This window comes from Paractinoplanes hotanensis, assembly GCF_023717965.1.
Taxonomy (GTDB): Bacteria; Actinomycetota; Actinomycetes; order Mycobacteriales; family Micromonosporaceae; genus Actinoplanes; species Actinoplanes polyasparticus.
On sequence record NZ_JAMQOL010000058.1, the window covers coordinates 37,869 to 62,864 of the forward strand.

The 24,996-nt window shown below is 70.4% G+C and carries 24 protein-coding genes; 13 read left to right on the forward strand and 11 right to left on the reverse strand.

Features of this window, described 5'->3' with window-relative positions; translation table 11 throughout:
- The first annotated feature begins 137 nt into the window (after positions 1-137).
- The 8 genes from LXN57_RS37770 (at position 138) to LXN57_RS37805 (ending at position 7,623) form a co-directional block, all read left to right on the forward strand.
- Positions 138-773 carry a hypothetical protein gene (locus LXN57_RS37770; RefSeq protein WP_251803017.1) on the forward strand — a complete coding sequence of 212 codons (636 nt, stop codon included), beginning with the start codon at positions 138-140 and terminating at the stop codon, positions 771-773.
- A 231-nt stretch (positions 774-1,004) separates the two neighbouring features.
- Positions 1,005-1,919, forward strand: coding sequence for a 30S ribosomal protein S2 (rpsB, locus tag LXN57_RS37775; RefSeq protein WP_251803018.1), 915 nt, complete (start codon positions 1,005-1,007; stop codon positions 1,917-1,919).
- 32 nt (positions 1,920-1,951) lie between these two features.
- The gene (gene tsf, locus LXN57_RS37780; RefSeq protein ID WP_251803019.1) at positions 1,952-2,782 is read left to right on the forward strand and encodes a translation elongation factor Ts; all 831 of its coding nucleotides are present in this window, start codon (positions 1,952-1,954) and stop codon (positions 2,780-2,782) included.
- A 100-nt stretch (positions 2,783-2,882) separates the two neighbouring features.
- Positions 2,883-3,644, forward strand: a complete 762-nt coding sequence (pyrH, locus tag LXN57_RS37785) for a UMP kinase (RefSeq protein WP_251803020.1) — start codon at positions 2,883-2,885, stop codon at positions 3,642-3,644.
- Positions 3,645-3,728: 84 nt separating this feature from the next.
- Positions 3,729-4,286, forward strand: a complete 558-nt coding sequence (gene frr / locus LXN57_RS37790; RefSeq protein ID WP_251803021.1) for a ribosome recycling factor — start codon at positions 3,729-3,731, stop codon at positions 4,284-4,286.
- A complete protein-coding gene (locus LXN57_RS37795) occupies positions 4,286-5,254 on the forward strand; it encodes a phosphatidate cytidylyltransferase (RefSeq protein ID WP_251803022.1) in 969 nt (322 codons plus the stop codon). The genes frr and LXN57_RS37795 overlap by 1 nt, the downstream gene beginning before the upstream one ends.
- Positions 5,255-5,294: 40 nt before the next feature.
- Complete coding sequence (gene rlmN / locus LXN57_RS37800; RefSeq protein ID WP_221378615.1) at positions 5,295-6,473, forward strand: dual-specificity RNA methyltransferase RlmN; 1,179 nt, start codon at positions 5,295-5,297, stop codon at positions 6,471-6,473.
- A 37-nt stretch (positions 6,474-6,510) separates the two neighbouring features.
- Complete coding sequence (locus tag LXN57_RS37805; RefSeq protein ID WP_251803023.1) at positions 6,511-7,623, forward strand: DivIVA domain-containing protein; 1,113 nt, start codon at positions 6,511-6,513, stop codon at positions 7,621-7,623.
- 55 nt (positions 7,624-7,678) lie between these two features.
- On the opposite strand, the gene LXN57_RS37810 is transcribed toward LXN57_RS37805, so the two are convergent.
- On the reverse strand, positions 7,679-7,912 hold the full coding sequence (locus LXN57_RS37810) for a DUF2631 domain-containing protein (protein ID WP_251803024.1): 234 nt from the start codon (positions 7,910-7,912) through the stop codon (positions 7,679-7,681).
- A gap of 125 nt (positions 7,913-8,037) precedes the next feature.
- On the opposite strand from LXN57_RS37810, the gene LXN57_RS37815 reads away from it, so the two are divergent.
- Positions 8,038-9,594, forward strand: coding sequence for a Rieske 2Fe-2S domain-containing protein (locus tag LXN57_RS37815; protein ID WP_251803025.1), 1,557 nt, complete (start codon positions 8,038-8,040; stop codon positions 9,592-9,594).
- 182 nt (positions 9,595-9,776) lie between these two features.
- Here the strand turns inward: LXN57_RS37815 and LXN57_RS37820 are convergent, their stop codons facing one another.
- Both LXN57_RS37820 and LXN57_RS37825 read right to left on the reverse strand, forming a co-directional pair.
- Complete coding sequence (locus tag LXN57_RS37820) at positions 9,777-11,372, reverse strand: phytoene desaturase family protein (protein WP_251803026.1); 1,596 nt, start codon at positions 11,370-11,372, stop codon at positions 9,777-9,779.
- Positions 11,373-11,437: 65 nt separating this feature from the next.
- Positions 11,438-12,265 carry a YhjD/YihY/BrkB family envelope integrity protein gene (locus LXN57_RS37825; protein WP_251803027.1) on the reverse strand — a complete coding sequence of 276 codons (828 nt, stop codon included), beginning with the start codon at positions 12,263-12,265 and terminating at the stop codon, positions 11,438-11,440.
- A 60-nt stretch (positions 12,266-12,325) separates the two neighbouring features.
- Between LXN57_RS37825 and dxr the strand changes: the two genes are divergently transcribed.
- The 3 genes from dxr to ispG are packed head-to-tail and all read left to right on the forward strand — an operon-like array spanning position 12,326 to position 15,979.
- Complete coding sequence (dxr, locus tag LXN57_RS37830; RefSeq protein WP_251803028.1) at positions 12,326-13,534, forward strand: 1-deoxy-D-xylulose-5-phosphate reductoisomerase; 1,209 nt, start codon at positions 12,326-12,328, stop codon at positions 13,532-13,534.
- Complete coding sequence (locus LXN57_RS37835; RefSeq protein WP_251803029.1) at positions 13,534-14,799, forward strand: M50 family metallopeptidase; 1,266 nt, start codon at positions 13,534-13,536, stop codon at positions 14,797-14,799. Before dxr ends, LXN57_RS37835 begins: the two co-directional genes overlap by 1 nt.
- Before the next feature lie 7 nt (positions 14,800-14,806).
- Positions 14,807-15,979: a flavodoxin-dependent (E)-4-hydroxy-3-methylbut-2-enyl-diphosphate synthase gene (ispG, locus tag LXN57_RS37840; protein ID WP_251803030.1), complete on the forward strand. Its 1,173-nt coding sequence runs from the start codon at positions 14,807-14,809 to the stop codon at positions 15,977-15,979.
- 45 nt (positions 15,980-16,024) lie between these two features.
- Here ispG and LXN57_RS37845 read toward each other — a convergent pair whose 3' ends face one another.
- The gene (locus tag LXN57_RS37845; RefSeq protein ID WP_251803031.1) at positions 16,025-16,864 is read right to left on the reverse strand and encodes a GNAT family N-acetyltransferase; all 840 of its coding nucleotides are present in this window, start codon (positions 16,862-16,864) and stop codon (positions 16,025-16,027) included.
- A gap of 124 nt (positions 16,865-16,988) precedes the next feature.
- Here LXN57_RS37845 and LXN57_RS37850 point away from each other — a divergent pair, with 124 nt between their 5' ends.
- Positions 16,989-17,585, forward strand: coding sequence for a PadR family transcriptional regulator (locus LXN57_RS37850; RefSeq protein WP_251803032.1), 597 nt, complete (start codon positions 16,989-16,991; stop codon positions 17,583-17,585).
- Positions 17,586-18,234: 649 nt separating this feature from the next.
- On the opposite strand, the gene LXN57_RS37855 is transcribed toward LXN57_RS37850, so the two are convergent.
- The 7 genes from LXN57_RS37855 to LXN57_RS37885 all read right to left on the reverse strand — a co-directional run bounded on the left by LXN57_RS37855 (position 18,235) and on the right by LXN57_RS37885 (position 24,738).
- On the reverse strand, positions 18,235-18,873 hold the full coding sequence (locus LXN57_RS37855) for a CG0192-related protein (protein WP_251803033.1): 639 nt from the start codon (positions 18,871-18,873) through the stop codon (positions 18,235-18,237).
- Between the two features lie 365 nt (positions 18,874-19,238).
- A complete protein-coding gene (locus LXN57_RS37860) occupies positions 19,239-20,201 on the reverse strand; it encodes an LLM class F420-dependent oxidoreductase (protein ID WP_251803083.1) in 963 nt (320 codons plus the stop codon).
- A gap of 150 nt (positions 20,202-20,351) precedes the next feature.
- On the reverse strand, positions 20,352-21,419 hold the full coding sequence (locus LXN57_RS37865; protein WP_251803034.1) for an ABC transporter permease: 1,068 nt from the start codon (positions 21,417-21,419) through the stop codon (positions 20,352-20,354).
- A complete protein-coding gene (locus LXN57_RS37870; protein WP_251803035.1) occupies positions 21,416-22,300 on the reverse strand; it encodes an ABC transporter ATP-binding protein in 885 nt (294 codons plus the stop codon). The genes LXN57_RS37865 and LXN57_RS37870 overlap by 4 nt, the downstream gene beginning before the upstream one ends.
- Before the next feature lie 76 nt (positions 22,301-22,376).
- Positions 22,377-23,033, reverse strand: a complete 657-nt coding sequence (locus LXN57_RS37875; protein WP_251803036.1) for a response regulator — start codon at positions 23,031-23,033, stop codon at positions 22,377-22,379.
- Complete coding sequence (locus LXN57_RS37880; RefSeq protein ID WP_251803037.1) at positions 23,030-24,304, reverse strand: histidine kinase; 1,275 nt, start codon at positions 24,302-24,304, stop codon at positions 23,030-23,032. The genes LXN57_RS37875 and LXN57_RS37880 overlap by 4 nt, the downstream gene beginning before the upstream one ends.
- A 32-nt stretch (positions 24,305-24,336) precedes the next feature.
- The gene (locus LXN57_RS37885) at positions 24,337-24,738 is read right to left on the reverse strand and encodes a MerR family transcriptional regulator (RefSeq protein WP_251803038.1); all 402 of its coding nucleotides are present in this window, start codon (positions 24,736-24,738) and stop codon (positions 24,337-24,339) included.
- Positions 24,739-24,996 lie beyond the last annotated feature (258 nt).

A 24,996-nucleotide genomic window follows, 5' to 3' on the forward strand; every position in this document is an offset into this window, starting at 1 on the left:
CGCCCGGGCAGCGCACCCCGCCGACCCCCCGGATCTGTGGACAGAGCGCAATTGTGGAAAACCTCTGTGTCACCGTCCAGGTGTGTTATGCGCCCAGCGGTGGCGTCCGTGTCCGCAGTCACTTAAGTTGCGAGATCGTGGAAGGACGCCGCTACGCCGATGACGCCGAGCCGAGCTGGTATTCCGGGCCCGGCCAGTACCCCCGCACGCCTGAGCCCGAGATTTCGGGCTCGATCCCCGCCAACCCGTACGACTCCGGCATCCACGAGCGGCCCAGCGGCGCTTTCCGGCTCCCGGACCAGCGTGCGGCCGCGACGACCGGCAGCCATGCGCGCCCGCCCGAGCCGGAGGCACGTGTTCCCGTACGCGGAACCGAGTACCCGACGATCCGGCCGACCGGCGACATGGTGCCCGCGGCCCCCGAGCCCATGGCCGAGCCGACCGCGCTGGTGCCGCCGGTGACCCCGGAGCGCAAGGAGAAGGTCTACCAGACCCGGCGCCCGGTTACGTCGATCATCGTGGCCGTCGTCATGGTCGTCCTGATGATCCCGGTTGTCCGGTTGCTGTTCGACGCCACCTTCGCCGGTGACCCGGACGCCCGGGGCATCGTCCCCGCCGTCCTGCTCACGCTCGGCTTCACGCTGACCGGCATCGGGCTGTACTCCGTGGCCCGCAGCGGCCCGGTCGCGCGCGAGGCCTGGCTGCGCCCTCCGGTGGCGTACCTGCCGGCGGGTTTGATCTTGCTGGTCGCGGCCGGACTGGCGGTGGCCTGACCGCGGACAGGGGTCCGGCGAAGCTTGGCGTATGCTGGTTGACGGCGACCGCCTCGTGCGGTCGACCTCGCGTGCCCTCTGTCAGGTCCGTCCCGGAAACGGGAACGGGGCCGACAGCGACGGCCCTCCCTGGTCTCGATCATCTCGGGTCCGACCGTGGCCGCCGACCGGGCACCAGGACGCTCGCCGCCGGTGAGCGTGACAACCAGGGACCACAGGGAGTAACCCACCATGGCCGTCGTGACCATGCGCCAGCTGCTGGAGAGCGGTGTCCACTTCGGGCACCAGACCCGGCGCTGGAACCCGAAGATGAAGCGCTTCATCTTCACCGAGCGTAACGGCATCTACATCATCGACCTGCGCCAGACGCTCGATTACATCGAGAAGGCGTACGCGTACGTGCGGGACACCGTCGCCGAGGGTGGCCACATCCTCTTCGTCGGCACCAAGAAGCAGGCGCAGGAGGCCATCGCCGAGCAGGCGACGCGGGTCGGCCAGCCTTACGTGAACCACCGTTGGCTGGGCGGCATGCTCACCAACTTCCAGACCGTTTACAAGCGGCTCCAGCGCATGAAGGAGCTCGAGGCTCTGGGTGACCTGACCGGCACCGCCGCCGGGTACACCAAGAAGGAGACCCTCCAGCTCTACCGCGAGAAGACCAAGCTCACCAAGACCCTCGGTGGCCTCCGGGACATGACCAAGACGCCGTCGGCGATCTGGGTCGTGGACACCAAGAAGGAGCACATCGCGGTCGACGAGGCTCGCAAGCTGGGCATCCCGGTCATCGCGGTGCTGGACACCAACTGTGACCCGGACGAGGTCGACTTCCCGATCCCGGGCAACGACGACGCGATCCGCTCGGCCGAGCTGCTGACCCGGGTCATCGCGACCGCCGTGGCCGACGGCCTGATCGCCCGTTCCGGCCGGGGCCGTGGCGGCGCCGAAGAGAAGCCGGAGCCGGGCGCCGTCGCCGCCGGCGAGCCGCTGCCCGAGTGGGAGCGCGACCTGTACGAGGGCGCCGAGAAGAAGGCCGCCGAGGCGCCTGCCGCTGAGGCTGCTGAGGCTCCGGCTGAGGCTGCTGAGGCCCCCGCGGCGGAGGCCCCCAAGGCCGAGCCCGTGCCGGCCGCCGCGGCTCCCGCCGAGTAATTCTCCGACGAAGCTGACATCGAGAGAGAGTCATGGCTAACTACACCGCCGCGGACGTCAAGAAGCTCCGCGACCTGACCGGTGCCGGCATGATGGACTGCAAGAAGGCGCTGGACGAGGCGGACGGCGAGTTCGAGAAGGCCGTCGAGTTCCTGCGCATCAAGGGCGCCAAGGACGTCGGCAAGCGTGCCGGCCGCACCGCGGCCAACGGCATCGTCGCCCACTCCGGCAACGCGCTGCTCGAGCTCAACTGCGAGACCGACTTCGTCGCCAAGACCCCCGACTTCGTCGCGCTGGGTCAGCAGCTGGTCGAGCTCGGCGAGCAGAACAAGGTCGCCGACGCCGCCGCTCTGCTGGAGGCCACCCTGGCCGACGGCAAGACGGTCGCCGACACGATCCAGGAGTACTCGGCCAAGATCGGCGAGAAGATCGTCCTGAACCGGTTCGTGATCCTCGACGGCACCGTCGCGGTCTACCTGCACCGCAAGGCGCAGGACCTGCCGCCCCAGGTCGGCGTCCTCGTGCAGTTCGAGGGCAAGAGCGACGAGACCGGCGAGGACGACGCCCGCGCGATCGGCATGCAGATCGCCGCGATGCGCCCGCGTTACCTCACCCGCGAGGAGGTGCCGGCCGAGGTCGTCGACTCCGAGCGCCGCATCGCGGAGGAGACCGCCAAGGAGGAGGGCAAGCCCGAGAAGGCTCTGCCCAAGATCGTGGAGGGCCGGGTGAACTCCTTCTTCAAGGACTTCGTCCTGCTCGAGCAGTCCTCGGTCCTCGACAACAAGAAGACCGTGAAGCAGATCGCGGACGCGGCCGGCGTCAACATCACCCGGTTCGTCCGGTTCGAGGTCGGCCAGGAGTAAGCGGGCCGCCGTTGGAGCAAGGGAGGCCGGGTACGCGATTCTGCGTCCGGCCTCCTTCTCCCATAAGGTCTCTGCTGAACATGAAGGGAAGGCGGGTCTCATGACGTTGGTGACCGAGCAGGCAGTTACGGTTGACGATCCGACCCCACCGCCCACACGGCCGCGCCGGGTCGTGCTGAAACTCTCCGGCGAGGTGTTCGGCGGCGGCGCCGTGGGCGTCGACCCCGACATCGTGCAGGGCATCGCCCGGCAGATCGCCACCGTCATCCGGCGCGGCATCCAGGTCGCCGTCGTGGTCGGCGGCGGCAACTTCTTCCGCGGCGCCGAGCTGCAGAAGCGTGGCATGGACCGCAACCGCGCCGACTACATGGGCATGCTCGGCACGGTCATGAACGGCCTGGCCCTCCAGGACTTCCTGGAGAAGGAGGGCATCGAGACCCGGGTGCAGACCGCCATCACGATGGCCCAGGTCGCGGAGCCCTACATCCCGCTGCGTGCCATCCGCCACCTCGAGAAGGGGCGCGCCGTCATCTTCGGCGCCGGCGCCGGCATGCCGTACTTCTCCACCGACACCGTGACCGCCCAGCGCGCCCTCGAGATCCACGCGGACGTCGTGCTGATGAGCAAGAACGGCGTCGACGGCGTCTACACCGCCGACCCGCGCATCGACCCTGATGCCGAGAAGCTCGACCGCCTCACCTTCCAGGACGTGATCCAACGGGGGCTTCGAGTGGCTGATCAGGCCGCTTTCAGCCTGTGTGAGGAGAACAACCTGCCCATGCTGGTCTTCGGCGCCCAGGGCGACGACACCATCATCCGCGCGGTCAGCGGCGAACGAATCGGCACCCTGATCACCGCCTGACAAACCCCCGTCCGACCGCCCCGCCGCCCTAAAACGGACTAAAGGCTTATCCCACCGAAGAAAGCAAGGAGGCGAGAAGAGCCGGTGATCGACGAGACCCTCTTCGAGGCCGAAGAAAAGATGGAGAGCGCGGTCGAGCACGCCAAGGAGGAGTTCGCCGCGATCCGCACCGGCCGGGCCACTCCCGCCATGTTCTCCAAGATCGTGGTGGACTACTACGGCGCGCCCACGCCGGTGACGCAGATGGCCTCCGTCGGCGTCCCGGAGCCGCGCATGGTCATCGTGAAGCCCTACGACGCGTCCCAGCTCGGCCCCATCGAGCGGGCGATCCGCGACTCGGACCTCGGGGTCAATCCCAACAACGAGGGCACTCAGCTGCGCATCCACCTGCCGCAGATGACCGAGGAACGCCGCCGCGAGATGATCAAGGTCGCCCGCGGCAAGGCGGAGGAGGGCCGGGTGGCCATCCGCAACGTCCGCCGCAAGGCCAAGGAACAGCTGGACAAGCTGGTCAAGGACGGCGAGGCGGGCGAGGACGACGGCCGCCGCGCCGAGAAGGAGCTCGACGACACGACCCACAAGTACGTGGCCGTCGTCGACGAACTCCTCAAGAACAAGGAAGCCGAGCTGCTCGAAGTCTGATGTCCTACCTCGATCCGCGTGCCGGGCAGAGCGCCGGCGACGAGACGACCGTGCCGGCCTGGCACGCGGGCGAGGACGCCCAGACCAGCCAGCTCCCCCTGGTCCCGACCCCCACCACTGAGCAGAAGCCGGGCAAACGACGCGCCGGCGGACGGGCCGGCCGTAACCTCCCGGCCGCCATCGGGGTCGGGGTGGGCCTGATTCTGGTGGTTCTCGCTTCCCTGGTCATCTGGCCGGACGCCTTCCTCGGCGTCATCGCCGTGGCCTCCGCCGTCGGTGTCTACGAGATGGTCCGCGCGCTGCGCGCCTCGGGCGCCGACGCCCCGCTGATCCCGCTGGTCGCCGGCTCTCTGCTGATGGTCGGCCTCGCCTGGTACGACGGCCCCGACGCGCTGCTGCTCGGCCTCCTGGTGACGATCGCCGCATCGGTGATCTGGCGCATAGCCGACGGCGCCGCCGCGTTCCGCCGCGATCTGGTCGCCAGCGTCATGATCTCGATCTACGTGCCGTTCCTGCTCAGCTTCGGCGTGCTGCTCCAGCTGCCGGATGCGGGCGAGGACGGCCGCTGGCGTGTGTTGTGCACCCTGCTCGCCGTTGTGCTGTCCGATACCGGTGGCTACGCGGTCGGCGTCTTCTTCGGCAAGCACAAGATGGCGCCCTCGATCAGCCCCGGCAAGACCTGGGAGGGCTTCGCCGGCTCGGTCCTGTCGGCCGCCATCGGCAGCTCCCTGCTGCTCCACTACCTGCTCGAGATCCCCTTCTACTGGGGCCTGGTCTTCGGGGCGGTCCTGTCCATGGTCGCGGTGGCCGGTGACCTGGCCGAGTCCATGCTCAAGCGCGACCTCGGCCTCAAGGACATGAGCAACCTGCTGCCCGGTCACGGCGGCCTCATGGACCGGCTCGACTCGATCCTTTTCGCCGTTCCCACCGCGTACCTCCTCTTCGCCCTGATCGGGGCGAACACGTGAACGGCGCGTACTGCGGCCAGCGTGCGAGACTGGTTGTGCCATGACGATTCTTCCGGTCATCCCGACCAGCCCCGACCAGCCCGACGCGGTCGCCATCCGTCGCCGCCCGTCGATGCCCCCACGCCACCTCGCCGACCTCGACCTCGCGGCCCGCAAGGCGGCCGTGACCACGCTCGGCGAGCCCGCGTTCCGGGCCAAGCAGCTCTCGACCCACTACTTCGGCCGGCTCGTGCGCGACATCGACGAGATGACCGACCTGCCGGCCGCGACCCGGGCCCGGCTCACCGGCGACCTGCTGCCCACGCTGCTCACCCCCGTACGGGAAATGGCCTGCGACGACGGCGCGACGCGGAAGACGCTGTGGCGTCTGCACGACGGCGCGCTGGTGGAAAGTGTCTTGATGGGCTACCCCGACCGGGTGACGGCCTGTGTGTCGAGCCAGGCCGGCTGCGGCATGGCCTGCCCGTTCTGCGCCACCGGCCAGCAGGGCCTGACCCGCAACCTGTCCGTCGCCGAGATCGTCGACCAGGTGGTCTATCTGGCCGGGGTGGCGGCGAGCGGCGCGGTCACCGGCTCACCGCCGCGGCTGTCGCGCGTGGTCTTCATGGGCATGGGTGAGCCGCTGGCCAACTATCCCCGCGTGATCGAGGCCGTACGCCGGCTCACCACTCCGGCGCCCGAGGGGCTGGGACTTTCGCAACGGCACATCACCGTCTCCACCGTGGGTCTGGTGCCCGCGATGCGCCGGTTGACGGCGGAAGACCTGAACGTGACTCTTGCGCTGTCCCTGCATGCCCCCGATGATGATCTGCGCGATGAGCTAGTGCCCGTCAATCAGCGCTGGAAGGTGGCCGAGGTGCTCGATGCCGCGTTCGAGTACGCGGCCCGGACCGGACGCCGGATCTCGATCGAGTACGCCCTGATCAGGGACGTCAACGATCAGCCCTGGCGCGCCGACCTCCTCGGCAAGCTTCTGCGCGGCAAGCTGGCGCATGTGAATCTGATCCCGCTCAACCCGACCCCGGGCAGCAAGTGGGATGCGAGCCCGAAACCGGTCGAGCGCGAGTTCGTCCGCCGGCTGCGTGAAGCCGGGGTGTCGACGACGGTCCGCGATACCCGGGGCCGGGAGATCGACGGCGCGTGCGGCCAGCTGGCCGCGGGCGAGCTCACGGAGGCGAGCGCTGGGGGCGCCGCACCCGACGCGGAGGTGGCACAGTGACTGGGCACAGGTCCCAGCGAGCGGAGTGGGAGACGTTGTGACGAGTCAGGGGCAACGTTTCCGGCGGCGTGCGTTGCGCCGCGGCTACAAGGTTGACGAGGTCGACTCCTTCCTCGACCGTGTCGAGGCGACCCTGGCCGGTGAGCAGGCGGGCCCGCCCGTCGGCGCCCAGGAGGTCCACGACGTCGTCTTCCGCGTGCGCTTCGGCGGCTACGACGAGTGGCAGGTCGACCTGCACCTCGACCGTGTCGAGCGGCAGTTGGCCGAGCTCGAGGACCGTGGCGGCCGCGGCGCGCCCGCGCCCGACCCGATGCGCGACTCGCTGCGCGGCGGCCTGTCCACCGGCAGCTTCGGCGGTGGCGGTCCCATGCAGGGCAGCATGGGCGCCGCGATGAGCGGTGGCGGGGGTGGCGGGCGCATGGCGCCGCCCACCGAGCGGCTCCCCGCTCCGCCGATCCGCGACGACCGTTTCCAGCAGCAGCCCCCGCCCCGTGGCGGCCAGATGCAGCCCGACCCGTACGGCGCCGGCCGCTACGACGAGCCGACCGGCTACGGCCAGCCGCAGCAGCCTCAGCTGCCGCAGCGGCCGACTCAGCAGCCGCCCGCCTACGACCGTGACCCGCGCGGCTACGACCAGGGCTACGACAACACGGGTGGCTTCGAGACGCCGACGGGCTTCGACGGCTTCGAGGCGGGCCGGCACGGCAAGACCGACATGACCGCCGAGATCCGCATGCCGCAGCGCGAGCAGCAGGACCCGCGTGGTGGCTACGGCGGCCCGCCGATGAGTGGTCCGCCCATGGGCGGCCCGCCGATGGGCAACGCCCCGATGAGCGGCCCGCCCGGCGCCTACGGCGGTCAGCAGCCTCAGCTACCCCCGCCGATGGGCGAGCCCGGTGGCGAGCTCTACCGGGTCGACCAGTTGCGGCGCACGTTCCAGCCGCGGCGCTTCGGCAGTGGCTACGACCCCGCCCAGGTCGACCGGCTCTTCGAGGGCATCCTGCAGGCGATGACGGGCCGCGGCCCGATGCCGGTGCCCGAGAACGATCTCGACATGTTGCAGTTCGGCCTGGTGTCGGGCGGCTACTTCGAGGCCGAGGTGGACGCGGCTCTGCGTGAGGTGAAGGACATCCTGACGCGTCGTCGCTGACCCCAGACATGGAAAAGGCCCGCGTGCTGCGGGCCTTTTTCGTGTGCCGGTGCGGTCAGTGGTCGTCGGGACGCAGCCCGTTGCGCCGCAGCACGGCGTCGACGACCAGCGCGCCGATCAGGCCGACGACGAAGAGGACGATCCAGATGTTCTCGGTGTTGCCCTCGTGGTTGCCCCAGAAGAACATCAGCAGAATCACGGCGCAGACGATGGCGCCCTTGCGCCCACGCTTGCGGTTGCCCGGCTTGAGCTGGTCAGGGGCATACACCGGTTCTTGATCGGCAGCCACGCCTAGGTCCTTCCTCTCCAGGGCGATCTATCGCGTCCAGTTTCGCACGACGCCTCCGCGCGCGGCCCACCAACCCGGACCCGGTACCTTCGATGCGGCCGGGTTCTTGGATCGAGGGAGTAAAGGTGCGGATCACAGGCACTGGACACGCGAGCATGCGGATCGACACCGCCGCCGGCAGCATTCTGTGCGATCCGTGGGTCAATCCCGCATATTTCGCCTCATGGTTCCCATTCCCCGACAACTCGCTGCTGGACTGGGAGACGCTGGGCGACGTCGACTACCTCTACGTGTCGCACCTGCATCGCGACCACTTCGACGCCGAGCACCTGAAGCGCTTCGTCAGCAAGAAGGCGACGGTGCTCCTGCCGGAGTACCCGACCAGCCAGCTCGAGGACGAGCTGCGCGAGCTCGGCTTCAAGAGCTTCCTGAAGACGAAGTCGGACGAGGTGCACGAGCTCGACGGCGGCCTCAAGGTGATGATCCAGGCGCTGATCAGCCCGACCGACGGCCCGATCGGCGACTCGTCGCTGTGGGTCGAGCACGACGGCGTCCGGGTGCTCAATCAGAACGACGCCCGCCCGACCGACCTCACCCGGTTCAACGAGCTGGGCCACGTGCACGCTCACATGCTGCAGTTCAGCGGCGCGATCTGGTACCCGATGGTCTACGAGCTGCCCGAGGCGGCCAGGACGGCCTTCGGCAAGCAGAAGCGCGACCGCCAGTTCGACCGCACGTGGCGCTACATCGACGACCTGAAGGCCGACCACGTCTTCCCGATCGCCGGCCCGCCCTGCTTCCTCGACGACACCCTCTGGCAGTTCAACGACATCTTCGGTGACGAGGGCAACATCTTCCCCGACCAGTCGGTCTTCCTGGCGGAGTACGCGAAGGTCGGCGGCACGAACGGCATCGTCCTGCTTCCGGGCAGCGTGACCACGCTGTCCGACAAGTCGGCCGAGACGACCCACCCCGTGCCGGTCGACGAGTTCTTCGCCAACAAGCAGCAGCACCTCGAAGAGATGCGCGAGCGCAAGGCCCCGGTCATCGCGGCCGAGAAGGCCTCCTGGCGCCACCCCGAGATCGACGTGCTGGGCGCGATGAAGAAGCGCATCGAGCCGCTGCTCGAGGAGTCGCTCTACATGGCACAGGGCGTCGGCGGCCCGGTCCGCTTCGACCTGACCGACTCGTTCGGCCCCGACGGCGAGATCGTCGAGTCGATCGTCGTCGACTTTCCGGGCAAGCAGGTCCGCCCCTACGCCGACGAAAAGGTGCGCTACCGCTTCAAGACCGGCCGCGCCCTGATCGAGCACCTGATCCACATCGACGAGGGCGACTGGGTCAACTCGCTGTTCCTGAGCTGCCGCTTCTCCGCCGCCCGCATCGGCCAGTACAACGAATACGTCTACGCGTTCTTCAAGTGCCTGAGCGAGGAGCGCCTGCAGTACGCCGAGGGCTGGTACGACGAGCACGAGAAGGCCGTGGAGGCCGAGGACACGGTTCTGGGTGAATGGACCGTCCAGCGCCGTTGCCCCCATCTCAAGGCCGATCTGAGCCGCTTCGGCATCGTGGACGGCAACGTGCTGACCTGCCAGTTGCACGGCTGGAAGTTCGACCTGCCGAGCGGGCGCTGCCTGACCAGCGTCGGCCACAAGATTCGCGCCGAGAAGACGGCTGAATAACCAGGGTCAAGAGCTGGATGTCGTGGCGGGGCGGCGGGTTACAGACCGTCGCTCCCGCCGAGGGCCCGGCCGGGCCGAGCAGGCGCTGGCGCGCCAGAACGCTCGACCCACCCGGGCGACCTGCGTGAGTGGTCACGCTCGAAAACCGAACAGCGCCGGTGGCTGAGGCCCGTACGCGGGGCTCAGATGGCGAGGTCTTCGAGGATGCGCTGGGCGGCGTTGTGGCCGGCGGCGCCGATCACGCTGCCGGCGGGGTGGGCGCCCGCGGAGCCGGCGTAGAGGCCGTCCAGGCCCGTGGCGTAGGGCATGCGCTCGTTGAAGGCGACCGTGTTGTCGACATGGTGGATGTGGCCGCCGGTGATGCCGAAGTGCTCCTCGATGCCCGGCGGCGTGAGCGGCATCATGTCGACGACCAGGTCGCGGGTGCCGGGGGCGTAGCGCTCGCAGATGTCGAGCAGCTTGTCGACGTAACCGGGCAACTCGGCTTCCCAGGACGAACCCGCCGGCGCGTACGGCACTGATTGCACGAACAGCGCCGACGAGTGATTGCCCGCGGCGTCCTGCAGCGACGGATCGACGGTCGTGTGCAGGTACCACTCGATGGTCGGCTCGGACGGCAGCCGGCCCGCCTGCACATCGGCCCACATGGCGCGCAGCGCGGCCATCGGCGAGTCGGTGCCGCCCGCCCCGGCCAGACCGGCCGAACCGGGCAGCAGGTGGATCGTCGAGCCGAACGGCGACGCCGTGCCGGGAGGCAGGCAGCTGAACGCCGGCAGGCCGCTCAGGGCCAGGTTGAGCTTCAACGTCGTGCCCGTGCGCTTGACGGCCGCCATCCGCGACGTCAGCTCGGCCGGCAGGGCCCCGTCCGGAACGAGCGACATGAGCCGGTACGGATCGCAGGAGCCGAGCACGACCCGCGCGCCGATCGAGCGGCCGTCGGCCAGGACCACCCCACTGGCGGCCCCGCCGTCGACGGTGACCGCCGACACCGGCGTACCGGCGATGATCTGGGCCCCGGCTGCCCGCGCCGCATCGGCGAAGATGCGAGTGACCGTGCCCATGCCGCCCTCGGCGATCATCCACGTGCCGTCGGAGCCGGGCAGGCGGCACATGTTGTGGGCTAGGAAGTTGTGGCCCGTGCCGGGGTCGTCGGGGCCGGCGTTCAGCCCGGACAGGCCGTCGGTCACGGCGTACATGCTCATCAGCAGTTCGCTCTTGAAGCCGAACCGGGCCAGGTAGTCGGCGACGGAGCCGCGCACCAGGTCGATGAACGTGCTCTGCAGCTGGGGGCGGATGAAGCGGTCGGCGGTCTCCTCGACGCTGCCGGGTTCCTCGAGCCAGGCCGGGGCCAGGTCGGCCCGGAGCGCGCCGATCTCGACCGCGAGCTGCTCGTCGGCGGCGACGTCACGCGGCGAGAAGAAGCGGGCGAGCTGGTCGCGGGTGGCGGCGTGGTCGCGCCCGAACAGCAGGTAGGGCGAGCCGGCCGGGCCGGGCGTGGGCAGGAAGTAGTGCGGGTCGCGGCGCAGCACGGGAATGGTCACGTCGAGCGTGCGCAGCAGCTCGGGCGGCATCAGCCCCAGCAGGTAGGAGCCGGTGGAGTGGCCGAGACCGGGCGCCTGGGCGAACGGGTGCTCGGTGCGCGCGGCGCCGCCGATCACCTCGGAGGCCTCGGCGACGACGACGCTCAGGCCGGCTCGGGCGAGCAGGACGGCGGAGACGAGGCCGTTGTGGCCCGCTCCGATGATCACTACGTCGGTCCGGGCGGGGAGGGTGGTCATGACGACCGAGAGTAGCGCGGGTGTACGTGAAGTTTCCTCAACTGTTCGTACGTGAAAAAATCAAGTCAAGATTCACGTCGAGTCTGAAAGGCGCTGGCACTGCGGGTGGCCGTGTAGCCGGCCAGCACGATCACGTGGAACAGGTAGAGCCAGAGGCCCACCGCCACCGTCCCGCCGATCTCGTCGAACCCGCCGAACGGCGCCCCCAGGTTGAGGGGCAGCGAGCAGAAGAGCACGAAGCCGTGCAGGAACCCGGACAGGTTGGCCGCGGTGAACGACCCGACCAGGATCGTCGACAGCCAGCGCGGCCGGCCCGGCGCCACATAGCGGAAGACCCAGATCAGCACCGGCGTGAGCACCAGCCAGGCGGCCAGGAACGACAGCACGACGCCCAGGAAGGAGTACCAGCCACCCCGGACCCAGAGCGCACTGGTCGACGGCAGCGCCAGAAACATGGCCAGCAGCAGGGCCGGAGCAGCGGCGAGCAGTGGCAGCCACAGCAGGCGGCCGCGCCAGCCGACCATGGGCTCGCTCCCGGGCGTACGCAAGGACACAAAAGCTCGGCGGAGCCCCTCCCCGTAGAGGGTGGCCGGCAAGAGGCTGGCCAGCGCGAACAGCGGCGTCAGGTGCAGCCCCGCCTCGATCAGCGCCGACAGCGCCCGAGGCGCCCCGATCGCATCCGGCAGCGCCGCGATGGTGTGCCCGGTGAGCCGCCGCACACGATCGGCCCCCGCGATCCACCCGGTGATCCAGATGGCCAGCAGCGCGATCGGCACCACCGCGATCCCCGCATAGAACGTGACGGCCGCCGCGTGCAACGCCAGATCCCGCCCCTTGAGCGGCCGGAACGGCGTACTCGCGACTCGGCGCGCCCGCGCCACCCACCCCGGCATGGCCACCTCTTACCCCGTTGTCCACAGGCCGACGCGGGCCGATGGCGACGATCCGGGAAGATGGGCGGCATGCGCGACCTCGTACTGCTCGGCTCGACCGGGTCCATCGGCACCCAGGCCATCGACATCGTGCGCCGCAACCCCGATCAGTTCCGGGTTGTCGCGCTGGGCGCGGGTGGGGGCAACGTCGAACTGCTCGCTGCCCAGGCGCTCGAGCTGGCGGTCGACGTGGTCGGCGTGGCCCGCTCCACCGTCGTCCAGGATCTGCAGCTCGCCTTCTACGCCGAGGCGCAGCGCCGCGGCTGGGCGACCGGCGATTTCAAGCTGCCCCGGATCGTGGCCGGGCCCGACGCGATGACCGAGCTGGCCCGGCAGCCCTGTGACGTCGTGCTCAACGGCGTGGTCGGCAGCCTCGGGCTCGCGCCCACACTGGCCGCGCTCGAAGAGGGCCGCGTCCTCGCCCTGGCCAACAAGGAATCCCTGGTCGCCGGGGGCCCGCTCGTGCGCCGCCTTGCCAAGCAGGGGCAGATCGTCCCGGTCGACTCCGAGCACTCGGCCCTGGCCCAGTGCCTGCGCGGCGGCTCCGCGGGCGAGGTGCGCCGGCTCGTGCTGACCGCCAGCGGGGGAGCGTTCCGCGGCCGCCGGCGTTCCGAGCTGACGAACGTCACACCGGAGGACGCGCTCAAGCACCCCACGTGGGACATGGGCCCGGTCGTCACGATCAACACCGCCACGATGGTGAACAAGGGGCTCGAGGTGATCGAGGCGCACGAGTTGTTCGGCGTCTCCTACGACGACATCGAGGTGATGGTGCACCCGCAGTCGGTGCTGCACTCGATGGTCGAGTTCACCGACGGCTCCACGCTCGCCCAGGCCAGTCCGCCCGACATGCGCCTGCCGATCGCGCTCGCGCTGGCCTGGCCCGAGCGGGTGCCCGGGGCCGCCGCCGGTGTCGACTGGCGTGAGGCCCACAACTGGGAGCTCCGGCCCCTCGACGACGAGGCGTTCCCGGCCGTACGCCTGGCCAAGCAGGCCGGCCGGGCGGGGCACTGCCTGCCCGCCGTCTACAACGCCGCCAACGAGGAGTGTGTGGCCGCTTTCGTCGCCGGTCGGCTACCTTTTCTGGGCATCGTCGACACGTTGGAACGGGTCCTCGAGGCGGCTCCCGGATTTGCCGAGCCGAGTACCGTCGAAGAGGTGCTCGCCGCCGAATCGTGGGCGCGTGCCCAGGCGCAGCAGATGATCGCTACGGCGGCAGAGGGAGCTTGATGTACTACTGGCTGGGATTCGCCGCGTTCGCGCTGGCCATCCTGATCTCGGTGAGTCTGCATGAGCTGGGCCACATGATCACGGCCAAGCGCTTCGGCATGAAGGTCACCAAGTACTTCGTCGGTTTCGGCCCGACGATCTTCTCGTTCCACCGGGGCGAGACGGAGTACGGCCTCAAGCTGATCCCGCTGGGTGGCTTCTGCAAGATCGTCGGCATGACGCCGCAGGACGACGACGTCGCCCCGGAGGACCAGCCCCGTGCGATGTGGCGGTTCCCGGTGTGGAAGCGGACGGTCGTCATGTCGGCCGGCTCGATCACGCACTTCCTGCTGGCCGCCGTGGCCGCCTGGTTCGTGGCCATCTCGATCGGCCTGCCCAACACGGCCTACCCGCAGACGAACGCCGACCAGGCCAAGGAAAAGCCGGTCATCACGATCAGCGAGTGCACCTGGATCGAGATCCCGACCACCCAGCAGGATTGCGTGCCCGGCCAGAACGGCGGGGTCGCCGGCCCGGCGTACGCGGCCGGCCTGCGCGACGGCGACCTGATCACCCAGGTCGGCGACCGCCGGATCACCACGTACGGCGATCTCACCGAGGCCATCCGCACCCTGCCCGCGGGCAAGGTCCCCTTCCAGTACGAGCGGAACGGCGCCCCCGCTACGGCCGAGGTCGACCTGATCGCGGCCCAGCGCAAGCCGATCACCGACGACGACGGCCCCATGAGCACGGTCTCGGTGGCCGGCCTCGGCTGGGACTACAAGAGCCTGCCGACCCAGATCACGTACAACGCGGCCGAGGCGTTCCCCGCGACCGCCGACTACGGCTGGTTCCTGTTCAAGAACACGTTCGAGGCCATGAAGCGGATCCCTGACAAGATCCCCGCGCTGTGGCACTCGATCACCGGCAGCGAGCGCGACCCCGAGACCCCGATCAGCGTGATCGGCGCCAGCCGGCTCGGCGGCGAGGCCTTCGAGCACGGCGTGCCCGAGCTCTTCCTCAACGTCTTCATCTCGTTGAACGTCTTCATCGGCATCTTCAACCTGCTGCCGTTGCTGCCGCTCGACGGCGGTCACATCGCGATCGCCTGGTACGAACGGGTGCGCTCGTGGCTCTACTCCCGGATGCGTAAACCCGACCCGGGCCGCGTCGACTACTACAAGCTGATGCCTGTCACCTACGCAGTCATCCTCATTGGCGGTGTGTTCACCCTGCTGACCGCCACCGCTGACATCATCAACCCGATCACGATCTTCAACAGGTGATGCGAAAGTGACCGCTGTCAGTCTCGGAATGCCGGCCGTGCCCCCGCCGCCGCTGGCCCCACGTCGGCACAGCCGGCAGATCATGGTGGGCAACGTGCCGGTCGGTGGCGGCGCGCCGGTCAGCGTGCAGTCGATGACGACCACACTCACCGCCGACATCAACGCCACGCTCCAGCAGATCGCCGAGCTCACCGCGTCCGGCTGTCAGATCGTCCGGGTCGCGGTGCCCTCGCAGGACGACGTCGAGGCGCTGCCCGCGATCGCCAAGAAGTCGCAGATCCCGGTGATCGCCGACATCCACTTCCAGCCGAAGTACGTGTTCGCGGCGATCGACGCCGGCTGCGCGGCGGTCCGGGTCAACCCGGGCAACATCCGCCAGTTCGACGACAAGGTCAAAGAGATCGCGAAGGCGGCCGGCGACGCGGGCATCCCGATCCGCATCGGCGTCAACGCCGGCTCGCTCGACAAGCGCCTGCTGCAGAAGCACGGCAAGGCCACAGCCGAGGCGCTGGTCGAGTCGGCGCTGTGGGAATGCTCCCTGTTCGAGGAGCACGGCTTCCGCGACATCAAGATCTCGGTCAAGCACAACGACCCGGTCGTGATGATCCGGGCCTATCGGCAGCTCGCCGAGCAGTGCGACTACCCGCTGCACCTCGGCGTGACCGAGGCCGGCCCGGCGTTCCAGGGCACGATCAAGAGCTCGGTGGCGTTCGGCGCGCTGCTCGCCGAGGGCATCGGCGACACGATCCGGGTGTCGCTGTCGGCCCCGCCGGTCGAAGAGATCAAGGTCGGCAACCAGATCCTCGAGTCGCTGGGCCTGCGCGAACGCGGCCTCGAGATCGTCTCCTGCCCCAGCTGCGGCCGGGCCCAGGTCGACGTCTACACACTCGCCGAGCAGGTCACGGCGGCGCTCGACGGCTTCCCGGTGCCGCTGCGCGTGGCCGTCATGGGCTGCGTCGTCAACGGCCCGGGCGAGGCGCGCGAGGCCGACCTGGGTGTCGCGTCCGGCAACGGCAAGGGTCAGATCTTCGTGAAGGGCCAGGTCATCAAGACCGTCCCCGAGTCGATCATCGTCGAGACCCTGGTCGAGGAGGCCCTGCGCCTGGCCGACGAGATGGGCGCCGAGCTCCCCGAGGAGCTGCGCGACCTGCTCCCCGGCCCGACGGTCACGGTCCACTGACGCGCATGGCGTGATGGAGCCCCGCTTCGGCGGGGCTTCATACGTCTAGAACAGGACCGTCGCAAACGAGCCGGCCGACACGAAGCCGCACCTGGCGTAGACCCGCCGTGCTGCCGCGTTGTAGTCGTTCACGTAGAGGCTGACCGTGGGTGACACACGTCGCAGTGCGTCGCGCACCACAGCGGCCATCGCCGGCGCGGCCAGGCCCCGGCCGCGGAACTCCGGGTCGACCCAGACGCCCTGCACCTGCGTCGTCCGGTTGGTGACGATCGCCAGCTCGGCCTTGAACACGACCCGGTCGCCGACGAATCGCGCGTACGCCCGCTTGCCCTTGACCAGTTCGGCGATGCGCCGCCGGTAGCCGCGTCCGCCGTCGTCGAGCAGCGGCGAGACGCCGACCTCTTCGGTGTACATCGCCACGGCGGCCGGGAACAGGGCGTCGACCTCGCTGGGCCGCACCAGCCGCACCTCGGGGTCGGGCGCGATCGACGGGTCGCGGTCGGCGACCATCAGCGGCTGATGCGGGCGCACGTCGCGGGCCCGGCCCCACTGCCCGCCCAGCCTGTCCCACAGGTCGAGCACCGCCTCGGACCGCCCGATGATCGACGAGCAGATCCGCGGCTCGGACCCGAGCACCTCGGCGAAGGCCGCCGTGGCTGTCGGCGTCGAGCAGACCGGCACCAGATGAGCGCCCGACCAGATGATCGACTCGACGCGACGGCCCTGGCCGTACCCGAAGATCCGACCGTCGGAGCGCCACCAGCTCAGCCCGTGCGCCGCCACCCGCTCGGCGATCTGGGCGCCGGCGTAGGGATCACGGTCGAGGACTCTCTCGACCTGCGCGCGCTCGGACTCACCGAGCTGGCGAATCGGCACCGTCAGCACAGCTATCACATTGCCAGATCTGCGACCCTCCACGCCCGTCGCAACCCCTTCCCGCGAAGAAACCCTTGTCGCCGATCTGTTGCCGATATATCGTCTACGTATCGGCAACAGATCGGAGATAGTCATGAGGAACATCCACCACGGCCACCACGGCTTCCGCGCCCGCGGCTTCACCTTCCCGCCCGGGTTCCCCTTCGGCGGCCCCGGCGACTTCGGCGGCGGTGGCTTCGGTCCCGGCGGCCCGTTCGGTCCCGGCGGTCGCGGCCCCCGGCGCGGCGGCCGCGGCTCACGTCCCAACGTCCGCACCGCCGTCCTGGCGCTGCTTCTCGAGCGCCCCATGCACGGCTACGAGATGATCCAGGAGCTCGACTCCCGCACGAACGGCATCTGGCGGCCCAGCCCCGGCTCGATCTACCCCACGCTGCAACTGCTCGAGGACGAGGGCCTCATCGAGGCCGAGGCAGCCGGCGGCCGCAAGAGCTACCACCTGACCGACGCCGGCCGCGCCGAGGCCGAGACCGCCGGCGAGAACCCGCCGTGGGCGAGCATCGGCGACGACACGATGTCCCAGGTGCAGGACTTCCGCGACGCCGCGGTCGGCATCATGGGCGCGCTCAAGCAGGTCGGCTTCAACGGCACGCCCGAGCAGCGGCAGCGGGCCCTGGAAATCCTGAACGAAACCAAGCGCAAGCTGTACGCCATCCTCGCCGACAGCGAGTAAGGGTGGCCCGGTGATCAGGCGGGCTCGACGAAAGGCGCATTCCACGGGGGTGCGCCTTTCCGCGTTTCCCGGTCAGCGCCGTGCTGTCACTAGACCTGGAGGACCGGGCGGTGGTCCAGCTCCAGCGCGCCTGTCACGCCTTTTCGGAGGTACGCGGCGTGGGCAGCGCCCAACGGCACCCGACGCACGGCTCACCCGCGACGCCGGCGCCGTACGCCTGGCCGCCACGGGGCAACCCGCCGCTGCGGACGGCCTGACTGCAACGCATAGCCGTACCCGACTTCCGACCAGCGGCGTGAACGGAACGCGTGGCCGTTCCAGGCAAGGAGTTGACGCGGCCATTCCGGCTGACTAGCGGCCACCTGGGCGTTCCGGGTTTCGGCTTGTGGCGCCGTGGTGGGGATGCGACGCGCCGTGGTGGCCGGCTTGCGGCCGGCGCTGGGGTGCAGCGCGCCGCTGTAGCTGGGTGCGGACCTGAGCCGCGGCGGTGGTATGCGGCGCGCGGCGGTGGAGCGGCGGTGGTATGCGGCGCGCAGCGGTGGAGCGGTGGCGCGCGGAGGTGGCTGGGTGCGGCCTGGAGGCGCGGGGATGAAATTGGTCCCGCCACTCGTGGGCCTCATGGCGGGAGGCTCGGGGGAGGGGGTAATCGTCAGCGGGGATTGGCGAAGGCCAGGGCGATGGAAGCCGGCTGGCCGGGCCACGTTCCGAACAGGACGGCGCCGGGCGGGGAGACGGCGTGGTTGAGCAGGCGGGGGACCGTCAGGGTGAGTTTGTCGGTCTCGATGACCGTGGGGTCGGACGGGTCGGTGCTGAGGATCGCGGTCACGGCGCGGGCCTCGGCGATGTCGGTGGAGATGTTGCTGGTCGTGATGTTCATGCTGGGCTGGCGGGGCTCGAGGTGCCCGTCGACCTCCATGAATTCCTGGGCCTGGCCGCTGCCGGTGAGCAGGGCCTGCGCCAGCGCCTCGGCGTAGACGGGGTCGCCGGTGGCGTCGTACACCCAGCGCATGCCCAGCGTCGAGTGCTCCGTCGTGCCGACCAGCCACTGCTCGGCGCCCTCGACCGGGGCGCCGTGATAGGTCAGCGGCACCTGGTAGGTCATGCCGCTACCGGCCGTGACCAGCAGCGTTTCGATGCCGACCTCGCCCTCCGGGTCGTCGAAGCGGTAGGATGCCACCCGCTCGACCGGGGCGCCGGCCTTGCCCGCGAACCACGAGCGGCCCGGGAGCCACGCCGCCAGCAGTTCAACCTTGGTGGGACTCAGAGTCGCCTTGTGGATCAATGCCATGAGCGGCATCGTAGTTTCCCCGCGCCCGCCTCGGGCAGTCGCTTTCCGGGCAAAACTGGTAGCGCTCCCATGCCTGGCAGCCGGACCGGCGGCACCCTCCCGCGTTCAGCCACGTGGTCGCGGTCTGGCGCCGGCCGTCGTCAGGGTGATCATTCCGGGTCGAGGCGGATAAAACGGTCGCCGGCAGCGTGAAGGCGGCGGCACCCCGGCAAGGTCGGAGTTGGTCGGGCCGGGGTGCCTGACCGGCTTGGGGACGGCAATGCGAGGTCCCTGGTGGTGGCCGAACCGGGGCCACGCCAACGGCCGCTGGAGTCGGTCGCCCAGGGTCGAGCAGGTCGCCTTGACGACGGTGACCCGCCCTCTGGTCAGCGGCCGAGGGCGGTGAGCAGGTCGAGGATGGCGGACGTGTCACCCGAGTCCAATGTGGGGGTCGGCAGCAGGGCCATGGCCGGCACCGTGATGCCGGCCCGGACGTACGCCTCGACCTTGGCCCGGCACTCCTCGGGCGAGCCGTGCACGATAAGGTCGTCGACCACTTCGTCGGGGATCGCGGCCAGGGCGCCCTTGCGGTCGCCCGACGACCACGCCTGCCACATCGGGGTCAGCACCTCTTCGCGGCCCAGCCAGCGGTGGAAGGCGGCGTAGGCCGGCACCGTGAGGTACGCGGCGATCATGCGGCGGCCCAGGCGGCGGGCGTGGCCGGCGTCGTCGGTAGGGCAGACGAAGATGCGGGCGGCCACGTCGAAGTCGGGCTTGTCGGTTTTGACCTCGGCCAGCGCGGTGTGGACGTCCCGCGCGGAGAGCCAGTTCAGGATCACGCCGTCGGCCTCGGCCGCGGCCAGCCGGAGCATGCCGGGGCGCAGCGCGGCCAGCATGATCTGCGGAGGCGTGGCCGGTGGGCGTTCGAGGCGGAACCGGCGTACGAAGAAGGTCTCGAACTGACCGTCGACGAGCTCGCCCGCGAGCGCCGGCCGCAGGAAGCGCAGCATGTCGCGGCAGCGCTGGAAGGGCTCGGTGAACTCGGCGGCGTTCCAGTCGCCGACCACCACGGGCGACGAGGCGCCGATGCCGAGCTGGAACCGGCCGGGCGCCGTCTCGGCCAGGGCAGCCGCGGTCATCGCCAGCAGGCCGGGGCCCCGGGTGAAGACGGGCGCGACCGCCGTTCCGAGCCGCAGGCCGGGTGCCCACGCGGCGGCCAGGGTGAGCGGGGTGAAAGCGTCCGAGCCGGCTACCTCCGAGGTCCAGAGGTCGGTGAAGCCGGCGTCGGCCAGCGTCCGGTAGACCGCGGCGTGCTCGGACAGCGGGATCCCGCTCAACGGAACGGTCATGCCCCATCGCATCGACATGCCGATGATCCTGCCTGGCCCGGGCAGTGAGGTCCACCATCAAGGTGTGTGCGTCGATCGGTGGCCGTGGACTGGCCCGTGCGCCGGGTCGGCGGCACCGCCGCGTAAAGCGATGGTGCCGCCGAAGAGGGGTCAGCCTGTGGTGCGCGAGCGCCAGGCAGTGGCCCAGGAGGTCTTGCCGTTGGTGCGCAGCAGCGACCCCTCGTAGACGCGGGCGCCCGCCGCGAGCAGGCCGGCCCCGGTGACGGCCATGATCACCAGGGTGAGGAACGGCTCCCAGCCCGCGGCGTCGCCGTTGAAGATGCGGGTCGGCATCGCGATCGGCGCCGAGAACGGGATGTACGAGAGGATCCGCATCGCGGACTCGTTCTCGCCCAGGAAGATGACCGCGAAGAACGGCAGCATGACCGCCATCTGCACCGGCTGCGAGACGCCGTTGAGGTCCTCGGGGCGCGACGCCAGAGCGCCCACCCCGGCCCACAGGGCGGCCAGCATCACGAAGCCGACCAGGAAGAACGCGACGAACCAGCCGATCGTCGGCTGCAGCAGGGTCAGCACCCCGCTGTCGAGCCCGGCCAGCCGGGCGCCGATCAGCGTCACGATCGCTATCAGCGCCACCTGCCCGAACGCCAGCAGGGTGAGCGCCGCGACCTTGCCCGCGAGCAGGGCCCGGGTCGGCACGCTGGCGACCAGGATCTCGACGATGCGGGTCTGCTTCTCCTCGGTCACGCTCTGCGCGATCTGCAGGCCGAACAGGAACGACGTGAAGAAGAAGACGAACGCGAGGGCGAACGGCACGATGTAGGCCAGGAACGGGTCGACAGCGTCCGGGTCGAGCAGCCGCACCGGCGGCTGTGTGCTGAGCGCGTTCACCACCTCGCCCGGCCTGTCCTGCATGGCGATGACCTCGGGGCCGGCCACCACGGCCGCTTCCACCTCGCCGTCGCGGACGAGTTGCTCGGCGGCCGCGTCATCGGCGACCACCCGCACCTCGAGGTCCGGCTGCTGCTGCAGGCGGGCGGCGATGGCCTGGTCGGCGACCGCGACCTTGTCGGAGCTGTCGGAGAAAAGGACCGGAAGCACCGTGACGGCGATCGCGAACAGCAGGAAGAACACCGTGCTGAAGATGAACGTCTTGTCGCGCAGCCGCACCCGGATCTCGCGGGCGGCGACGACCTTGGCGGCGTCGTAGGTGGTCATCGGACGACCTCTCGGAAGATCTCGGTCAGGGACGGGACGACCGGGCCGAACGACCGCACCGGGCCCCGTTCGAGCGCGGCGTGCAGCACCTTCTGGTCGTCGAAGCCGGGGTCGAGGTCGAAGACCGCCCGAGGGCCATCGAGGTCGAGCAGCGTGACTCCGGGCTGGTCCCGCAGCCAGCCGGCGTCGGTGTCGACCACGAGCTGGTAGCGCGGCAGGGCGTGCTGGGCGCGCAGCGCGCCCCGGTCGCCGGCGGCCCGGATCTCGCCGTCCGCGATGATCACGAGGTCGTCGCACAGGCGCTCGACCAGTTCCAGCTGGTGGCTCGAGAAGAGCACCGGCACGCCCGCGGAGGCCCGGTCGCGCAGCACGTCGACCATCGTCTCGACGGCGATCGGGTCGAGGCCGGAGAACGGCTCGTCGAGCACCAGCACCTCGGGCTCGTGGACCAGCGCGGCCGCCACCTGCGCCCGCTGCTGGTTGCCGAGCGACAGCTTCTCCAGCTTCTCGCCGGCCCGCTCGCCCAGCCCGAGCCGCTCGAGCAGTCTGGCCGTACGCTCCTCGGCCGCCGCACGGCTCAGGCCGTGCAGCCGCCCGAGATAGACGACCTGGTCCTGCACGGTCATCTTCGGGTACAGCCCACGCTCCTCGGGCATGTAGCCGAACCGCTGGCGGATCTCGCGGGTCAGCGGCTTGCCGTCCAGCGTCACCTCGCCGCTGTCGGCGGCCAGCACGCCGAGGATGATCCGCATGGTAGTGGTCTTGCCGGCGCCGTTCGCGCCGACGAAGCCGGTCAGTTTGCCGCTCCCGACGGGGAACGAGACGTTCCTCAGGACGGCCCGGTCACCGAAGCTGCGGCTGACGGAATCGACGTTCAGCATGCCTTCGACGCTAGGCGATACGGTCGGCGAACGCGTCCGGCTCGAGCATGATCCACGGGGTCCTTCGCGGGGAGGACTACCCGCCCGGGCGGACGACCCCCAACTCGTACGCCAGCACCACCGCCTGCGTGCGGTCGCGGGCCCCGAGCTTGGTCAGCACGCGGCTCACATGGGTCTTGACGGTGGTCTCGCCGAGGTGCAGGGCGGCGGCGATCTCGGCGTTGGTGGCGCCCCCGGCCAGCTCGACCAGCACCTCGTGCTCGCGCGGGGTCAGCTCGCCGAGGCGGGCAGCGGGTTCGGCCCGCGGCGTTCCGGGCCGGGCGAAGGCCGAGATCACCCGGCGCGTGATCTCGGGCGCCAGCAGGGCGTCCCCGCGGGCCACGACACGGACCGCCTCGACCAGCGATTCCGGCGAGCTGTTCTTGAGCAGGAAGCCGCTCGCGCCCGCCTCGAGCGCCGCGAACAGGTAGTCGTCGCGGTCGAACGTGGTGAGGATCAGCACGGACGGGCCACCGCCGGCGGCGACGATCCGGCGGGTTGCCTCCAGGCCGTCCATGCCGGGCATCTCGACGTCCATGAGCACGACGTCGGGGGAGTGCCGGGCGGTCGCCTCGACGGCCTGGGCGCCGTTCTCGGCCTCGCCGATGACCTCGATGTCGTCCTCGAGCCCGAGGATCACCCGGAAGCCGGTGCGGACCAGCCGGTGGTCGTCCGCGAGGAGGACCCGGATCACGACGACGCCCCGACCCGTTGCGCGGGGACCAGCGGCAGCCGGGCGCGTACGCGGTAGCCGCCGGCCGTCCGGTTGCCGGTCTCGACCGCGCCGCCGAGCAAGGCCACCCGTTCCCGCATGCCGATCAGCCCCATCCCGCGGTCGCCGGCCGCCGCCGCGGCGCCCCGCCCGTCATCGGCCACGTCGACCTCCAGCTGGCGGGCCAGATAGCGCAGCCGGACGTCGATCGTGGTCGCTCCCGCGTGCTTGAGCGCGTTCGTCACGGCCTCCTGCACGATCCGGTAGGCGGCCTGTGATGTCGAGTCGGGCAGCGGCACCGGGTCACCGTAGACCGCGTACTCGGCCGTGAGCCCGGCCTCGCGCACCCGGTCGAGCAGCTCCGCCACGCGGTCGACGCCGGCGCTGGGCGCGGAGACCGGCTCGTCGGCCGTGCGCAGGGCGCCCAGCATCCGGTGGAGCTCGTCGACCGCCGTCCGCGCGCCCTCCTCGACCGAGGTGAGCGCGTCGCGGGCGGTGTCGGCGTTGCGGTCCATGGCCCGGCGCGCCGCCGCGGCCTGGATGCCCATGACCGACACGTGGTGCGCGACGACGTCGTGCAGCTCGCGGGCGATCCGCATGCGCTCAGTGACGACCGCGCGCTCCTCGGCCGCCGCCCGGGCCTCGCGCAGTTGCTCGGCCTGCTCGACCAGCGCGGCCTCGCGGCGGGCGGACAGCCAGGCGGTCTCGCCGAAGAAGTAGGAGAAGCCGAAGACCACCAGATTCATCAGCACCTGGGCGACGAGCGCGGACAGCAGCGGGGGCAGCTCGCCGGTGCCGTCGGCGAAGTCGCTCGCGTCGATCGACTCGGCCGCTATGAGCCAGGCGATCGCGAGCCAGCCGAACATCACGGCGATGACCGTGATCCGCAGCCAGCGCGAACGGCCCCGGTCGCGGCCCCAGGCGCCGGCGGCGTAGATCGCCGCGAAGATCGCGCCCGAGGCGAACTGAATCTCCTGCGCCTCGCGGACCTGGCCCGCGACGAACACCACGGCGATGACCACGAGGACGATCTCGGGGTGGCTGCGGCGCCAGATCAGCGGGACGGTGACGGCGAACGCGAACGCGAGGTGCTCGGCCGCGCTGCGCTCGACGCCCCACACGAACAGCCCGACGCTGCGGCTGAGCATGACGTGGAACAGCGCCGCGGCCACCACGACGAGGCCGATGACCAGGTCGATGCGGCGCTGGCGCGGGGTCGGCCCGGGGCGTTGCCAGTCGTCGAGGCTGCGCATGCCCACAGGCTCCCACACGTCCGGGCGCGAGCTCAGGTCGCGCGGCCCTCGGGCATCTCTGTTCGGCCGGCGCGGAAATAGCGGGGCTTCGCGATGTCCGGGTGGGTCTGCGTGGGGATGTCGGCGTCGTCCTCGGGGGTCAGGACACCGCCCAGTTCGCTGATGCGGCGGTGGGCGGCGGCCAGCCGGTCTTCCAAAGTGACGATGCGGCAGGCGGCGCCGAGCTGGATGCCCTCGTCGAGCAGTTGGCGGGCGCGCAGGGCGAGGTGAAGCTGGTGACGGGAGTAGCGGCGGTGGCCGCCGAGGGAGCGCTCGGGCTCGATCAGGCCCGCGGCGCCCAGGCTGCGGAGGAAGGCCGGGGTAACGCCGATCATGTCGGCGGCGCGGCCCATCGTGTACGCCGGGAAGTCGGCGTCGTCGAAGGTCGTGCTCATCGTGCCCTTCCGGGGGTGACCAGGGGGTGCACAATCCAAGGCCCCGGCGGGTAACCGGGGCCTTGGCTTTTCAATTCTGGTGCCGGCCGTCGCCGGCGCATGCGGTCGTCCGCCTGCGTGCCGCTAGCGAACCACCTGAGTGAAGGGCATCGGCTGCGATCACCTCTTGTCGGGTCGGGGACGTTGCGCTTGCGCGTTGCTGCGGTATCTCGTCCTCCTTAGCCAACTCAGGGTCTGTGCCATGTGCTTGTCGGCTGT

What these genes read in the sequence shown, in the direction of transcription:
- LXN57_RS37860 (WP_251803083.1), bottom strand. Translation starts at nt 20,201, where the DNA reads ATGACCGTTCCGTTGAGCGGGATCCCGCTGTCCGAGCACGCCGCGGTC.
- LXN57_RS37885 (WP_251803038.1), bottom strand. Translation starts at nt 24,738, where the DNA reads ATGAGCACGACCTTCGACGACGCCGACTTCCCGGCGTACACGATGGGC.
- LXN57_RS37865 (WP_251803034.1), bottom strand. Translation starts at nt 21,419, where the DNA reads ATGACCACCTACGACGCCGCCAAGGTCGTCGCCGCCCGCGAGATCCGG.
- LXN57_RS37825 (WP_251803027.1), bottom strand. Translation starts at nt 12,265, where the DNA reads ATGCCGGGGTGGGTGGCGCGGGCGCGCCGAGTCGCGAGTACGCCGTTC.
- dxr (WP_251803028.1), top strand. Translation starts at nt 12,326, where the DNA reads ATGGGCGGCATGCGCGACCTCGTACTGCTCGGCTCGACCGGGTCCATC.
- LXN57_RS37850 (WP_251803032.1), top strand. Translation starts at nt 16,989, where the DNA reads ATGAGGAACATCCACCACGGCCACCACGGCTTCCGCGCCCGCGGCTTC.
- LXN57_RS37795 (WP_251803022.1), top strand. Translation starts at nt 4,286, where the DNA reads ATGTCCTACCTCGATCCGCGTGCCGGGCAGAGCGCCGGCGACGAGACG.
- LXN57_RS37855 (WP_251803033.1), bottom strand. Translation starts at nt 18,873, where the DNA reads ATGGCATTGATCCACAAGGCGACTCTGAGTCCCACCAAGGTTGAACTG.
- LXN57_RS37835 (WP_251803029.1), top strand. Translation starts at nt 13,534, where the DNA reads ATGTACTACTGGCTGGGATTCGCCGCGTTCGCGCTGGCCATCCTGATC.
- rlmN (WP_221378615.1), top strand. Translation starts at nt 5,295, where the DNA reads ATGACGATTCTTCCGGTCATCCCGACCAGCCCCGACCAGCCCGACGCG.
- LXN57_RS37870 (WP_251803035.1), bottom strand. Translation starts at nt 22,300, where the DNA reads ATGCTGAACGTCGATTCCGTCAGCCGCAGCTTCGGTGACCGGGCCGTC.
- tsf (WP_251803019.1), top strand. Translation starts at nt 1,952, where the DNA reads ATGGCTAACTACACCGCCGCGGACGTCAAGAAGCTCCGCGACCTGACC.
- rpsB (WP_251803018.1), top strand. Translation starts at nt 1,005, where the DNA reads ATGGCCGTCGTGACCATGCGCCAGCTGCTGGAGAGCGGTGTCCACTTC.
- LXN57_RS37820 (WP_251803026.1), bottom strand. Translation starts at nt 11,372, where the DNA reads ATGACCACCCTCCCCGCCCGGACCGACGTAGTGATCATCGGAGCGGGC.
- pyrH (WP_251803020.1), top strand. Translation starts at nt 2,883, where the DNA reads ATGACGTTGGTGACCGAGCAGGCAGTTACGGTTGACGATCCGACCCCA.
- LXN57_RS37880 (WP_251803037.1), bottom strand. Translation starts at nt 24,304, where the DNA reads ATGCGCAGCCTCGACGACTGGCAACGCCCCGGGCCGACCCCGCGCCAG.